This window comes from Actinocrinis sp. (assembly GCF_035653575.1).
Classification (GTDB): Bacteria; Actinomycetota; Actinomycetes; order Streptomycetales; family Catenulisporaceae; genus Actinocrinis.
This window is the reverse complement of the sequence record NZ_DASRBQ010000010.1, coordinates 21,024-33,774: the sequence shown is the minus strand read 5'-3', so window position 1 is coordinate 33,774 and position 12,751 is coordinate 21,024. Positions and strand designations below refer to the sequence as shown.

16 protein-coding genes are annotated in these 12,751 nt (G+C 69.6%); 11 read left to right on the top strand and 5 right to left on the bottom strand.

Going from position 1 to position 12,751, the window contains the following annotated elements; genetic code table 11:
- Positions 1-54: 54 nt before the first annotated feature.
- Both VFA06_RS01865 and VFA06_RS01860 read right to left on the bottom strand, forming a co-directional pair.
- The gene (locus VFA06_RS01865; RefSeq protein WP_349260013.1) at positions 55-771 is read right to left on the bottom strand and encodes an ABC transporter permease; all 717 of its coding nucleotides are present in this window, start codon (positions 769-771) and stop codon (positions 55-57) included.
- A 143-nt stretch (positions 772-914) separates the two neighbouring features.
- Positions 915-1,862, bottom strand: coding sequence for an ABC transporter ATP-binding protein (locus VFA06_RS01860; RefSeq protein WP_324838581.1), 948 nt, complete (start codon positions 1,860-1,862; stop codon positions 915-917).
- Between the two features lie 193 nt (positions 1,863-2,055).
- Between VFA06_RS01860 and VFA06_RS01855 the strand changes: the two genes are divergently transcribed.
- From VFA06_RS01855 to VFA06_RS01815, 9 genes are all read left to right on the top strand, one after another.
- Positions 2,056-2,811, top strand: a complete 756-nt coding sequence (locus tag VFA06_RS01855) for a metalloregulator ArsR/SmtB family transcription factor (protein WP_349260012.1) — start codon at positions 2,056-2,058, stop codon at positions 2,809-2,811.
- Complete coding sequence (sufB, locus tag VFA06_RS01850) at positions 2,808-4,217, top strand: Fe-S cluster assembly protein SufB (protein ID WP_324838579.1); 1,410 nt, start codon at positions 2,808-2,810, stop codon at positions 4,215-4,217. Before VFA06_RS01855 ends, sufB begins: the two co-directional genes overlap by 4 nt.
- Before the next feature lie 66 nt (positions 4,218-4,283).
- The gene (sufD, locus tag VFA06_RS01845; protein ID WP_324838578.1) at positions 4,284-5,543 is read left to right on the top strand and encodes a Fe-S cluster assembly protein SufD; all 1,260 of its coding nucleotides are present in this window, start codon (positions 4,284-4,286) and stop codon (positions 5,541-5,543) included.
- The gene (locus VFA06_RS01840) at positions 5,540-5,875 is read left to right on the top strand and encodes a non-heme iron oxygenase ferredoxin subunit (RefSeq protein ID WP_324838577.1); all 336 of its coding nucleotides are present in this window, start codon (positions 5,540-5,542) and stop codon (positions 5,873-5,875) included. Before sufD ends, VFA06_RS01840 begins: the two co-directional genes overlap by 4 nt.
- A 6-nt stretch (positions 5,876-5,881) precedes the next feature.
- On the top strand, positions 5,882-6,646 hold the full coding sequence (gene sufC, locus VFA06_RS01835; protein WP_324838576.1) for a Fe-S cluster assembly ATPase SufC: 765 nt from the start codon (positions 5,882-5,884) through the stop codon (positions 6,644-6,646).
- Positions 6,643-7,899, top strand: coding sequence for a cysteine desulfurase (locus VFA06_RS01830; RefSeq protein WP_324838575.1), 1,257 nt, complete (start codon positions 6,643-6,645; stop codon positions 7,897-7,899). The genes sufC and VFA06_RS01830 overlap by 4 nt, the downstream gene beginning before the upstream one ends.
- Positions 7,900-7,905: 6 nt before the next feature.
- The gene (gene sufU, locus VFA06_RS01825; protein ID WP_324838574.1) at positions 7,906-8,382 is read left to right on the top strand and encodes a Fe-S cluster assembly sulfur transfer protein SufU; all 477 of its coding nucleotides are present in this window, start codon (positions 7,906-7,908) and stop codon (positions 8,380-8,382) included.
- Positions 8,375-8,692, top strand: a complete 318-nt coding sequence (locus VFA06_RS01820) for a metal-sulfur cluster assembly factor (protein WP_324838573.1) — start codon at positions 8,375-8,377, stop codon at positions 8,690-8,692. The genes sufU and VFA06_RS01820 overlap by 8 nt, the downstream gene beginning before the upstream one ends.
- A 63-nt stretch (positions 8,693-8,755) precedes the next feature.
- On the top strand, positions 8,756-9,214 hold the full coding sequence (locus tag VFA06_RS01815; protein ID WP_324838572.1) for a VOC family protein: 459 nt from the start codon (positions 8,756-8,758) through the stop codon (positions 9,212-9,214).
- Between the two features lie 73 nt (positions 9,215-9,287).
- Here the strand turns inward: VFA06_RS01815 and VFA06_RS01810 are convergent, their stop codons facing one another.
- Positions 9,288-10,034: an SDR family oxidoreductase gene (locus VFA06_RS01810; RefSeq protein ID WP_324838571.1), complete on the bottom strand. Its 747-nt coding sequence runs from the start codon at positions 10,032-10,034 to the stop codon at positions 9,288-9,290.
- A 92-nt stretch (positions 10,035-10,126) separates the two neighbouring features.
- Between VFA06_RS01810 and VFA06_RS01805 the strand changes: the two genes are divergently transcribed.
- A complete protein-coding gene (locus VFA06_RS01805; RefSeq protein ID WP_324838570.1) occupies positions 10,127-10,765 on the top strand; it encodes a TetR/AcrR family transcriptional regulator in 639 nt (212 codons plus the stop codon).
- On the opposite strand, the gene VFA06_RS01800 is transcribed toward VFA06_RS01805, so the two are convergent.
- Together VFA06_RS01800 and VFA06_RS01795 are read right to left on the bottom strand one after the other, a co-directional pair.
- Positions 10,707-11,036 carry a transcriptional regulator gene (locus tag VFA06_RS01800; RefSeq protein WP_324838569.1) on the bottom strand — a complete coding sequence of 110 codons (330 nt, stop codon included), beginning with the start codon at positions 11,034-11,036 and terminating at the stop codon, positions 10,707-10,709. The genes VFA06_RS01805 and VFA06_RS01800 overlap by 59 nt on opposite strands.
- Positions 11,033-11,755: a hypothetical protein gene (locus VFA06_RS01795; protein WP_324838568.1), complete on the bottom strand. Its 723-nt coding sequence runs from the start codon at positions 11,753-11,755 to the stop codon at positions 11,033-11,035. Before VFA06_RS01795 ends, VFA06_RS01800 begins: the two co-directional genes overlap by 4 nt.
- Positions 11,756-11,866: 111 nt before the next feature.
- On the opposite strand from VFA06_RS01795, the gene dapF reads away from it, so the two are divergent.
- A complete protein-coding gene (gene dapF, locus VFA06_RS01790) occupies positions 11,867-12,709 on the top strand; it encodes a diaminopimelate epimerase (protein WP_324838567.1) in 843 nt (280 codons plus the stop codon).
- The last annotated feature ends 42 nt before the right edge of the window (positions 12,710-12,751 follow it).

The following is a 12,751-nucleotide window of genomic DNA, read 5'->3' as shown; positions in this document are numbered from 1 at the left end:
GACGGCTGTCGTCGCGTCGGTGGCGTTGGGCGCCGTCGTGTCAGTCATCGGCGGCTACTCCCACTTGAAGGTCTTGGCGGCGGCGGCGATCGCGACCACAGTCCACGCGGCCAGGATCCCGACAGGACCCCAGGGCAGCGCCGAGCCGTGCTGCAACACGTCCCGCAGGCCGTTGGTCAGCGCGCCGATCGGCAGGAACTGCAGCGCGGACTGCGCGCCGTGCCCGAACTTGTCCAGCGGCACGACGACACCGCCGATCGCCAGCAGTACGAGGAAGACGAAGTTGGCGACGGCGAGTGTGGCCTCGGCACGCAGCGAGCCGGCCAGCAGGAGGGCCAGACCGCTGAAAGTCGCGGTGCCGAGCGCGATCAGCAGGAGGACAGCGAACGGGTCGCCGTGCGGATGCCAGCCCATCACCAGCGCGATGGTGACCAGCAGGACGACTTGGACGCATTCGACGGCGAGGATGGAGAGCGACTTTCCGACCATCAGTCCCCAGCGTGGCAGCGGCGTCGCGCCGAGCCGCTTGAGCACGCCGTAGCGGCGCTCGAAACCGGTGGCGATCGCCTGGCTCGCGAACGCGGTGGAGAGGACGGCGGCGCCGAGGACGCCGGGTGCGAAGTAGTCGATGCGGCTGGTGCCGGTGACGATTCCGAGGGGTTCCGCGGAGAACGCGATCAGCATCAGCGCCGGAATGACAATGGCGAGCAACACCTGCTCGGCGTTGCGCAGCAGCATCCTGGTTTCCAGCCGGGCCTGCGCGAGGATCATCCGCGCCGGGGCGGCCGGGCGGGGGTCCGGACGGAACGCGCCGGTCTGACGCAGGCCGGTGACGACGGCGGTGAGCGCTGCGGCACCGGCGGAGGTGGCGGGAGTGGGCGCGTTGGGTGCGGACATGGGCTCGGCGGGCGCGGTCACCGCAGCCCCCTTCCGGTCAGGTCGAGGAACACGTCTTCCAGGCTGCGCTGCTCGATCGCCAGGTTGCGCGGCATGATGCCGAGGCTCGCGCACCACGCGGTCGTCGCGGCGAGCGTGCCCGGCGTCACTTCGCCCTCGACACGGTAGCTGCCGGGAGTCGGTTCGGTGGCCTTGCAGTCGGGGGCGACGGCGATCAGAAGGTCCGTCAGGTCCAGGCCCGAAGGGGCTTCGAAGCGGATCGAGTCCTGCGTGGCGATGGAGCTGGCGAGTCGCTGCGGGGTGTCGTAGGCGATGACCCGGCCGGCGTCGACGATCGCGACCTTGTCGGCGAGCCGCTCGGCCTCGTCGAGCAAGTGTGTGGTCAACACCACAGTCACGCCGTCGTTGCGCAGCTGCTCGATCAGCTCCCAGGTGGCGTGCCGGGCCTGAACGTCGAGCCCGGCGGTCGGCTCGTCGAGAAACACCAGCTCAGGGCGGCCGACGACGGCCAGCGCGAGAGACAGGCGCTGCTGCTGACCGCCGGACAGGCGACGGAAGGGGGTCTTGCCGCAGGAATCGAGGCCGAGGCGTTCGGCCAGCGCGTCGACGTTCAACGGGTTCGCGTAGAGGGAGGCGACGTGCCGCAGCATCTCCATCGCGCGAATTGCCTGGTAGATACCGCCGGACTGGAGCATCACGCCGATGCGCGGACGCAGTTCGGCAGCGTCGGCGATCGGGTCGAGGCCCAGCACGCGCACCGTGCCGCCGTCCGGCCTGCGGTAGCCCTCGCAGCACTCGATCGTGGAGGTCTTGCCCGCACCGTTGGGCCCGAGGACCGCGGTCAGGCAGCCGCGCTCGACGCGCAGATCCAGGCCCTGGACTGCGGTCTTTTCGCCGTATCGCTTGACCAGACCGGTGATCTCGACGGCGCAGGGCTGAGCGCTTGACGGTTGCGCTGCGTGCATGCAGCGAGTCTACGGTCCGTTTCCCGGCGTCGATTCACGCGGGTGCCGGTTGTTACGACGGGCGGTAGAAGATCGCTAAAAGTTAGGCGGACCTTAGTTGTGGCGGCGGAAGTAATAAGACCACAATGGTGTTGTGGAAATCGTGGGAGTGAGTGAAGAGCGGTCGCAGGCGGAGCCGTCCGCCTGTCCCGACCTGCCCGCGCTCGCCCCCGACTCCGGAGTGGAGGACCGGTTCGGCACCCGTAACCGGGTCGCCCGACTCATCCTGGCCAACGGCCCGAGCACTGCGGCCGATTTGGCGGCCCGGCTGGGCCTGACCCCTGCCGGGGTGCGCCGGCACTTGGACGCGCTGCTGGCCGAAGGGCTGGTCGAGGCCCGCGAGCAGCGGGTTTACGGGCAGCGCGGGCGCGGGCGGCCGGCGAAGGTGTTCGCGCTGACCGGCACCGGGCGTTCCGTTTTCCACCACACCTATGACGAGATGGCGATCGACGCGCTGCGGTTCATCGCGGAGAACGGCGGCGAGAGCGCGGTGGACGCGTTCGCGCGGCGACGGTTCAGCGGGCTGGCCGAGCGTTACCGGGAGCTGCTGGCCGGGGCCAAGCCGGCTGAGCGGCCGAAGCTGCTGGCGGAGGCGCTGACCGCGGACGGTTACGCGGCGTCGACCCGGACCACCGCCTCGGTGCCGGTTCCGGGCAAGCCGGTGATCGAAGGCGCGCAGGTCTGCCAGCACCACTGCCCGGTCCAGCACGTGGCCGAGGAATTCCCTCAACTGTGCGAGGCCGAGACCCAGGTCTTCGCCGAACTGCTGGGCACGCACGTGCAGCGGCTCGCGACGATCGCGCACGGCGACGGGGTGTGCACCACGTTCATCCCGAGCCTGCCCGCAAAGAACCAGTCTTCACCCACGCAAGTAACACCTTCCGAACAGTCCGAAGGAGCCTCAGCATGACGACTACGCATCCCGAGCTCGAGGGCCTGGGCAGGTATGAGTTCGGCTGGGCCGACCCGGACGTTGCCGGAGCGACGGCCAAGCGCGGCCTGAACGAGGCCGTCGTCCGGGAGATCTCCGCGCTCAAGAACGAGCCGGAGTGGATGCTCAACCTGCGGCTCAAGGGCCTGCGCCTGTTCGAGCGCAAGCCCATGCCGAACTGGGGCGCGGACCTGTCCGGCATCGACTTCGACAACATCAAGTACTTCGTGCGCTCCACCGAGCGGCAGGCCGCGTCCTGGGACGACCTGCCCGCCGACATCAAGAACACCTACGACAAGCTCGGCATCCCGGAGGCGGAGAAGAACCGGCTGATCGCGGGCGTCGCGGCGCAGTACGAGTCGGAGGTCGTCTACCACCAGATCCGCGAGGACCTGGAGCGGCAGGGCGTGCTGTTCCTGGACACCGACACCGCGCTCAAGGAGCAGCCGGAGCTGTTCCGCGAGTACTTCGGCACCGTGATCCCGGTCGGCGACAACAAGTTCGCCTCGCTGAACACGGCGGTGTGGTCCGGCGGCTCCTTCATCTACGTGCCGCCGGGCGTGCACGTGGACATCCCGCTGCAGGCCTACTTCCGGATCAACACCGAGAACATGGGCCAGTTCGAGCGGACCCTGATCATTGCGGACGAGGGCTCCTACGTGCACTACGTCGAGGGCTGCACCGCGCCGATCTACTCCTCGGACTCGCTGCACTCGGCGGTCGTCGAGATCGTGGTGAAGAAGAACGCGCGGGTGCGCTACACAACCATCCAGAACTGGTCGAACAACGTCTACAACCTGGTCACCAAGCGCGCCGCGGCGCACGAGGGCGCGACCATGGAGTGGATCGACGGCAACCTCGGCTCCAAGGTCACCATGAAGTACCCGGCGGTCTGGCTGCTCGGCGAGCACGCCAAGGGTGAGACCCTCTCGATCGCGTTCGCCGGCGAGGGCCAGCACCAGGACGCGGGCTCGAAGATGGTGCACGCCGCGCCGCACACCTCCTCGACGATCATCTCCAAGTCGGTGGCGCGCGGCGGCGGCCGCACCTCGTACCGCGGCCTGGTCCAGATCCAGGACGGCGCGCACCACTCGAAGTCCAACGTCAAGTGCGACGCGCTGCTGGTCGACACCATCAGCCGGTCCGACACGTACCCCTACGTGGACGTGCGCGAGGACGACGTGCAGATGGGCCACGAGGCCACGGTCTCGAAGGTCTCCGAGGACCAGCTGTTCTACCTGATGAGCCGCGGCCTGACCGAGGACGAGGCGATGGCGATGATCGTGCGCGGCTTCGTCGAGCCGATCGCGCGCGAGCTGCCGATGGAGTACGCGCTCGAACTCAACCGGCTGATCGAGATGCAGATGGAAGGTGCGGTCGGCTGAGCCGGGGCGGATAACGGCGCTGGGCTGGGTGTGGCAGGGCTTCGAGGCGAGGACGAAAGACGACGGATGGCTGAGACGAATAGCGGTGGCGCGGTCAATCGCGGCGCGACCACCGCGGCGGCGGTCACGGTGGCCGCACCCGGCGCGGGCGTGCCGCTGGCCGGCCCCGGCACCGGCAAGACCCACTCCGAGGTGCTGGCCTCGCGCGGCGAGCGGTTCACCTCCTTCGACCCGGCCGCCTTCCCGGCCCTCACCGGCCGGGAGGAGGACTGGCGGTTCACGCCGCTGGCGCGGCTGCGCGGTCTGCATGAGGCCGACGCGACCGCCGACGGCAGCGCCAAGGTGGACTGGGAACTGCCCGAGGGCTCGAGCAGCGAGCAGGTCGGCTCGGACGACCCGCGCGCGACCAAGGCCGGAGCACCGATGGACCTCGCGGCCGCGTACGCGCACCGCAAGGCCGACAAGGTCACCGTGGTCACGGTCGCCAAGGAGACCAAGCTCGCCGAGCCGCTGCGGGTCAACATCCACGCCGAGGGTGGCACGGCCTTCTCGCATCTGGTCTTCGACGTAAAGCCGTTCGCCGAGGCCGTCATCGTGCTCGACCACACCGGCACCGGGACGCGGTCCGCCAACGTGGACCTGCTCATCGGTGACGGTGCCAAGGTCACCTTCGTGTCGGTGCAGGACTGGGACCGCGACGCGGTGCACCTGGCCCAGCAGAACGCGCTGCTCGGCCGGGACGCGACCTTCAAGTCCGTCAACGTGACCTTCGGCGGCGATCTGGTCCGGATCGTGCCGCGGGTGCAGTACACCGCCCAGGGCGGGGACGCCGAGTTGCTCGGCTTGTACTTCGCCGACGACGGCCAGCACTTGGAGCACCGCCTCTTCGTCGACCACTCGGTGCCCAACTGCCGCTCGCACGTGACCTACAAGGGCGCGTTGCAGGGCGCTGACGCACACACCGTGTGGATCGGCGACGTGCTGATCCGCGCGGCCGCCGAGGGCACCGACACCTACGAGCTGAACCGCAACCTGGTGCTCACCGACGGCGCCCGCGCCGACTCGGTGCCGAACCTGGAGATCGAGACCGGCGAGATCGTCGGCGCCGGGCACGCCTCGGCCACCGGCCGCTTCGACGACGAGCAGCTGTTCTACCTCCAGGCCCGCGGCATCCCCGAGGACGAGGCGCGCCGCCTTGTGGTGCGCGGCTTCTTCGCCGACGTGATCGCGCAGATCGGCATCCCGGACGTCGAGGAGCGGCTGATGGAGAAGGTCGAGGCCGAGCTCGCCCGCACGGTCGGCGCCGCGGCGGAGGCAGCGGCATGAGCCACCGCGAGCCGGTCTGGCACCCGGTCGGCGCGCTGTCCGACTTCGAGGAGGACAAGCCCGAGGCCGTGGACGTCGACGGCACCCCGGTCGCCGTCGTGCGCACCTCCGAGGGCAAGGTCCACGCCATACACGACGTCTGCTCGCACGCGAACGTCGCCCTGTCCGAGGGCGAGGTCGTGGACGGCGAGATCGAGTGCTGGCTGCACGGCTCGACCTTCTCGCTGGCCACCGGCAAGCCGACCTGCCTGCCCGCCGTTGAGCCGGTCCCCGTCTATCCCGTCAAGATCGAAGGCGATGACGTGTACGTCGCCGTCAATGTGGAGCTTTGATAACCGATGGCCACTCTGGAAATCCGCGACCTGCACGTCTCCGTCGACGCCGAAGGCGGCCCGAAGGAAATCCTGCGGGGTGTCGACCTGACGGTGAAACAGGGCGAGACCCACGCGGTCATGGGCCCGAACGGCTCCGGCAAGTCCACCCTCGCTTACTCGATCGCCGGGCACCCCAAGTACCAGATCACCTCCGGTCAGGTGCTGCTCGACGGCGAGGACGTGCTGTCCATGACCGTGGACGAGCGCGCCCGCGCCGGGATCTTCCTCGCGATGCAGTACCCCGTCGAGGTGCCGGGCGTGTCGGTGTCCAACTTCCTGCGCACTGCGGCCACCGCGATCCGCGGCGAGGCGCCGAAGCTGCGCACCTGGGTCAAGGAGGTCAACTCCGCGATGGAGCGCCTCCAGGTCGACCCGGCCTTCTCCGAGCGCTCGGTCAACGAGGGCTTCTCCGGCGGCGAGAAGAAGCGGCACGAGATCCTGCAGCTCGAACTGCTGCGCCCGAAGATCGCGCTGCTCGACGAGACCGACTCAGGGCTCGACGTCGACGCGCTGCGAATCGTGTCGGAGGGCATCAACCGGGTGCGTGAGACCGGCGAGGTCGGCACCCTGCTGATCACCCACTACACGCGGATCCTGCGGTACATCAAGCCGGACTTCGTGCACGTGTTCGCCGGCGGCCGGATCGTCGAATCCGGCGGCGCGGAACTGGCCGAGCAGCTCGAGGCCGAGGGCTACGAGAAGTACACCGGCGTCAAGGAGGCCGCATGACCTTCGATGTAGAGCTGGTCCGCAAGGACTTCCCGATCCTGGAGCGGCGCGTCCGGGACGGCAAGCCGCTGGTGTACCTCGACTCGGCGGCCTCCTCGCAGAAGCCGCGCCAGGTCATCGACGCGATCTCCGAGTACTACGAGCACCACCACGCCAACGTGCACCGCGGCGTCCACACGCTCGCCGAGGAAGCCACCGCGCTCTATGAGGGCGCGCGGGACAAGGTCGCCCGGTTCATCAACGCGGACCGCCGCGAGGTGATCTTCACCAAGAACTCCTCCGAGGCGCTGAACCTGGTCGCCAACGTGCTCGGCTGGGCCGGCGACACCTACGGCATCAGCCGCGGCGACCGTGTGGTGATCACGCAGATGGAGCACCACTCCAACATCGTGCCCTGGCAGATGACCGCCGCGCGCACCGGCGCCGAGCTGGCCTGGCTGGGCCTGACCGACGGCGGCCGGCTCGACCTGTCGAACCTCGACGAGATCGTCAACGAGCGCACCAAGGTCGTCGCCGTGGTGCACGTCTCCAACATCCTCGGCACGCTCAACCCGATCGACGCGATCGTGCGCCGCGCCCACGAGGTCGGCGCGGTGGTCGTGGTGGACGCCTCGCAGTCCGCCCCGCACCTGCCGCTGGACGTGCGCGCACTGGGCGCCGACTTCGTCGCCTTCACCGGGCACAAGATGCTCGGCCCGACTGGCGTCGGCGTGCTGTGGGGCCGCGCGGAGCTGCTGGAGGAGCTGCCCCCGTTCCTCGGCGGCGGCGAGATGGTCGAGACCGTCTCGATGGAGACGACGACCTACGCGCCGATCCCGCACAAGTACGAGGCCGGCACGCCGCCGATCGCCGAGGCGGTCGGGTTGGGTGCGGCCGTCGACTACTTGACCGCGCTCGGCATGGAAAACGTCGCCGCGTACGAACACGAACTCGTCGCGTACGCGATCGACCGGCTCAAGCAGGTCGAGGGCCTGACGATCATCGGACCGGACACGGCCGAGGACCGCGGCGCCGCGATCTCCTTCACGCTCGAATCGCCCGCGCTCGGCGCGATCCACCCGCACGACGTCGGGCAGGTCCTCGACGAGCAGGGCATCGCGGTGCGCGTCGGGCAGCACTGCGCTCGGCCGGTGTGCGTGCGGTACGGCGTCCCGGCGACCACACGGGCGTCATTCTCCGTCTACAACACGAAGGCGGATGTCGACGCGCTCGTGGAAGGTCTGGAGTACGTCAAGCGTTTCTTCGGAGCGTGATGACAGATGCAGCTTGAGTCGATGTACCAGGAGATCATCCTGGACCACTACCGCAACCCGCACCACAAGGGGCTGCGGGACGAGTACGAGGCCGAGGTACACCACGTCAACCCGACGTGCGGCGACGAGGTAACCCTGCGCGTGCACCTGTCCGACCCCGGACTCGGCGAGAACGCGGTCATCGAGGACGTGTCATACGCGTCGCAGGGCTGCTCGATCTCGCAGGCCTCCGCCTCGGTGCTCAGCGATCTGGTGATCGGCAAGAAGGTCGGCGAGGCGCTGGCCGTCCACGAGGCGTTCCTGGGCCTGATGCAGTCCAAGGGCGAATCGGAGGGGGACGAAGAGGTGCTGGAGGACGCGGTCGCGTTCGCCGGGGTCTCGAAGTTCCCCGCCCGCGTGAAGTGCGCGCTGCTGTCGTGGATGGCGCTCAAGGACGCCACCGCGCAGGCGCTGGCCACCGCAGGAGGAGAGAACCATGGCTGACCTGGCCGCGCTCGACGACGTCACGGAGAACCTCAAGGACGTGGTCGACCCAGAACTCGGGATCAACGTCGTGGACCTCGGCCTGGTCTACGGGCTGACCGTGGACGACTCGAACGTCGCCATCATCGACATGACGCTGACCTCGGCCGCCTGCCCGCTGCAGGACGTGATCGAGGACCAGATCCGCACCGCCCTTGACGGCCTGGTGGCCGACTTCCGGGTCAACTGGGTCTGGATGCCGCCGTGGGGCCCGGACAAGATCACCGACGACGGCCGCGAGCAACTGCGGGCACTGGGGTTCAACGTCTGAACTGACGCGCAGGAAGATCGACGCTACCCGGCGGCTGTCAGAGCCGCCGGGTAGCGTCGTGTCATGGTCTACGACTTCCAGATAGTGATCGACTGCGCGGATCCCGGGCGCCTCGCCGAATTCTGGATCCAGGCGCTCGGCTACATCGAGGAACCGCCTCCGGCCGGCTTCGACTCCTGGGAGGCGGCGCTGACCGCCTGGCAGGTCCCGGAGTCCGACTGGAACTCGATGGCCGCCGCGGTGCCCCCGGACTTCAACCGCGACGGGCCGCGCAGCCCGCGCCCGCGGCTGCTGTTCGCCAAGGTGCCGGAGCCCAAGAGCGGCAAGAACCGGCTGCATCTGGACATCCGCGCCGGCGGTGACCGGTCCACGCCGCCCGACGAGCGCTGGGAGAAGGCCAAGGCCCGCGCAGCGGAACTGGAGAAGCTTGGCGCGACCAAGGTGCGGGAGATGGACGAGGGCCCGCAGGGCCGCTGGGTCGTGATGCAGGACCCTGAGGGCAACGAGTTCTGCGTGACCTGAACTGTGCCGCCAGCTGGACGAACGGCCGCCGCCTGACGGGAAGTCAGGCGGCGGCCGAGTCTTTTCCGTGCCCCTACGCGGGCTGCGGCTTGAGGCGCGCGCCGCCGTCCACCGGGATGACCGTCCCGGTCATGTAGGCGTTGCGCACCAGCAGCGCGATCACGTCGGCGATCTCCTCCGGCTGAGCCACCCGGCCGACCGGGATCGAGCCGACGAGCCCGGAGAAGGCGGCGCCGCGCTGCTCGGCCGGGACCACCCGGTCCCACCAGCCGGTGTCCACCACGCCCGGCGACACCGCGTTCACCCGGATCGGCGCCAGCTCCAGCGCCAGGGTCGGCACCAGCGTCTCGACCGCGCCGTTGACCGCGGCCAGCCCGGCCGTGCCCGGCATCGCGCACTGCGCCGACGCGGCCGAGACCAGCGTGATCGAGCTCTGCTTCGACAGCTTAGGCAGCGCCGCCTGGATGGCTCGCGCGGCGGCGGTGAACTTGGTCTCGAACGCGGTGGCCAGCGCGGTGAGGTCCAGTTCGGGCAGCGGGCCGACATTGCCGGTGCCGGGCGCCGTGACCACGAGGTGGTCGACCGGCCCGAGCGCGTCGAACAGCGCGTCCAGTTCGGCGCGCTCGGTCAGGTCGGCGGTGCGGCCCTGGACGGCGTCGGGGTCCGCGGCGTGCCCGGCGAGTTCGCCGAGCGCCTGCTTGAGCCGGTCCGCGTCGCGGCCGACCACGGTCACGGCGTGGCCCTCGGCGGCCAGGAGACGTGCGGTGGCCAGACCGATTCCGGCCGTGCCGCCGATGATGACGATGTGCTGCTTCGGCATGGCGTCGTCCTCTTCGCTGGGAATTGCGAGGCTCTGTGTCTCGTATTTCCTCGAGGTTATTACGAGGCATCGTGTCCTGTAAAGTTGTCCGGGTGACCGGCAATCTCGGCAGGCCGCGCAGCGAGGACTCCCGCCGCGCGATCCTCGACGCCACCCTGCGGCTGACCATGCGCGACGGATATCAGGCGCTGACGATCAAGGCCGTCGCGCAGGAGGCCGGCGTCGGCCGGCAGACCATCTATCGCTGGTGGACCACCAAGGCCGCGCTGGTGCTTGAGGCGATCCACGAGCTGGCCGAGCGGGCAGCGCGGCCCGAGCCGACCGGCGACGCCGAGCACGACCTGCGGGCGCTGCTGCGCGCCTCGTTCCGCCTCGCCCCCTCGGTCGGCTCGGCGATCAGCGGCATGATGGCCGAGGCGCAGCACGACCCGGAGTTCGCCGAGGTGCTACAGAAGGGCCTGCTCGCGCCGCGGCGGGCGATCGTGCGCGAGATCCTGGCCGCCGGGCAGCGTGCGGGGCAGCTTGGCAGTGAGGTGAGCCTGGACCTGGCGGTGGACCTGGTGTGGGGCACGATGTGGTACCGCACCCTGTCCGGACACGCCCCGGTCGACGAGCGCCTGGCCGAGGAACTGTCCGATGCCGTCTTCCGGCTGCTCGGGCCCGCGCAGCCGCTCAGTCCGCGCTCTCGGGATCCTCTGGCCGCGTCTCGACCCGGGCAATCAGGGCTTTGAGCTGCGTGATCTCCTCCTGCAGCGCGCTGCGGCCGGCCTTGGTGATGCGGACCCAGGTGCGCGGCCGTTTACCGTGGTAGCCGCGTTCGAGGGTCACCAGCCCGGCCTCTTCGAGCGCCTGCAGATGGCGTGAGAGGTTGCCGGCGGTCAGGTCCAGCGTGCTCTGCAGGAAGCCGAAGTCGGCGCGGTCGGCTTCGTGCACGACGGCGAGAACGCCGAGGCGGGCGCGCTGGTGGACCAGTTCGCGCAGCGCGGTTGCCGGATGTGTCATCGCGCGCGCCACGTCCGCAGTGCGAACACGGCTCCGCCGAGCAGGAGTGGAACCGCGGGCAGCAGCAGGTTGGGCAGGGGAGCGTTCTCGTAGTCCCACGGGCTGATCCAGCCGAGGCGGTAGAACAGGTTCTCGGTGTCGTAGAGGTTCGCGACCACGGCCAGCGCCAGGTAGACGGTGGCGAGCGCGGCCAGCAGGAGGCTGCGTTCGGTCCACGCGAGCACGAAGAGGCCGAGACCGATCGTGATCAACGGCAGCAGGCCGCGACCGGCCAGCTCCCCGGGCAGCACCCGCTGCAGATTGACCGGAGCCGGAACCTCCGAACCGGTCGTCAGCAGGAGCGCGAACAGCAACAGCCCGGCCACGGTGTAAGGCCAGATGCGCCCGGCGACGCCGGTGCGCCGGGCGCGCCAGCGGTAGAACAGTGCGATCGCGCCGTATCCGGCTATCAGGGCGATCAGCCAGTACCAGTCGGCCCGCGGGTCGGTGATCTCGCCGCTGATGATCGGCTCCTCGCGGCGGCCCACGAGCACGCCGCTGCTGCCTGGGGCCATGGTCGGCAGGTTGAGGCGGTAGAACGGGATCGCGCCGACGATGATCAGGCCGAGCAGGAGCAACGGGAACCACGCGCCTTGGCGAGTGCGGCGCGCGGCACGTGCCGCCGCGGCGGCCGCGCTGAGAAGTTCGCGTGGCCCGTCCTGTTCCTGTGTCTCGCTCATCGTCTTCCTCCCCGAGCCGTCGCTCTCCGACACCATCAGCTTTGCACTGCAAACTAAACGGCGCAACAAAGCCGAGGAGGCCGGGCAGATCCGGTTGGCTAGGATGAGGATGTGATCCGCTACACCAAAGGGCACGGTACGGAGAACGACTTCGTGATCCTGCCCGACCCGGACGGCGCGCTGACTCTGGAGCCCGCCTGGGTGGCGGCACTGTGCGATCGGCGCGCGGGGCTCGGCGCGGACGGCGTGCTGCGGGTCGTGGCGACCGCGAAGATGCCCGGCTACGAGGACGATGCCGCGGCGGCAGCCTGGTTCATGGACTATCGCAACGGCGACGGATCGATCGCCGAGATGTGCGGCAACGGCGTGCGGGTCTTCGCGCGGTACCTGGTCGATCAGGGCCTAGCCGAGTCCGGGAGCTTCGGCGTGGCGACGCGTGGCGGGATCAAGACCGTGCACGTGCCGTCCGGCGGCGGCGACATCACCGTCGACATGGGCGTTCCCACGTGGCCGCAGGAGACCGCGCGGATCACCTGGGACGGCCGGCAGGCCGAGTCCGTGCACGTAGACATGGGCAATCCGCACGCGGTGGTCTTCGTCGGCGATGTGTCGGAGGCGGGCGAGCTATTCCACGCGCCGACTTGGCAGCCGGCCGCGGCTTACCCGAACGGCGTGAACGTTGAATTCGTCGCTCCGGTCGGCCCTCAGCACATCGCAATGCGCGTATACGAGCGCGGCGTCGGCGAAACCCGCTCGTGCGGCACCGGCGCGTGCGCGGCGATGATCGCGGCTGCCCGCCGCGACGGAGCGGCACCGGGCACGGTGTACACGGTTGACGTACCCGGAGGCCGGTTGAGCATCGTCGAGCGCGAAGACGGCCGCGTGGAGATGACCGGCCCCGCGGTCCTGGTCGCGGACGGTGAACTCCGCGCCATCGTCGGGGGGCGCGGCTAGGCTCGTGCCGACGGGATGAGCGAGAAGCGGGAGTCGGGCGAC

Bases quoted from the DNA above. Each gene is read 5' to 3' on its own strand.
- sufD (WP_324838578.1), top strand. From the start codon at position 4,284: ATGGCTGAGACGAATAGCGGTGGCGCGGTCAATCGCGGCGCGACCACC.
- VFA06_RS01860 (WP_324838581.1), bottom strand. From the start codon at position 1,862: ATGCACGCAGCGCAACCGTCAAGCGCTCAGCCCTGCGCCGTCGAGATC.
- VFA06_RS01810 (WP_324838571.1), bottom strand. From the start codon at position 10,034: ATGCCGAAGCAGCACATCGTCATCATCGGCGGCACGGCCGGAATCGGT.
- VFA06_RS01830 (WP_324838575.1), top strand. From the start codon at position 6,643: ATGACCTTCGATGTAGAGCTGGTCCGCAAGGACTTCCCGATCCTGGAG.
- VFA06_RS01800 (WP_324838569.1), bottom strand. From the start codon at position 11,036: ATGACACATCCGGCAACCGCGCTGCGCGAACTGGTCCACCAGCGCGCC.
- VFA06_RS01865 (WP_349260013.1), bottom strand. From the start codon at position 771: ATGATCCTCGCGCAGGCCCGGCTGGAAACCAGGATGCTGCTGCGCAAC.
- sufC (WP_324838576.1), top strand. From the start codon at position 5,882: ATGGCCACTCTGGAAATCCGCGACCTGCACGTCTCCGTCGACGCCGAA.
- VFA06_RS01820 (WP_324838573.1), top strand. From the start codon at position 8,375: ATGGCTGACCTGGCCGCGCTCGACGACGTCACGGAGAACCTCAAGGAC.
- VFA06_RS01815 (WP_324838572.1), top strand. From the start codon at position 8,756: ATGGTCTACGACTTCCAGATAGTGATCGACTGCGCGGATCCCGGGCGC.
- sufU (WP_324838574.1), top strand. From the start codon at position 7,906: ATGCAGCTTGAGTCGATGTACCAGGAGATCATCCTGGACCACTACCGC.
- VFA06_RS01795 (WP_324838568.1), bottom strand. From the start codon at position 11,755: ATGAGCGAGACACAGGAACAGGACGGGCCACGCGAACTTCTCAGCGCG.
- sufB (WP_324838579.1), top strand. From the start codon at position 2,808: ATGACGACTACGCATCCCGAGCTCGAGGGCCTGGGCAGGTATGAGTTC.
- VFA06_RS01840 (WP_324838577.1), top strand. From the start codon at position 5,540: ATGAGCCACCGCGAGCCGGTCTGGCACCCGGTCGGCGCGCTGTCCGAC.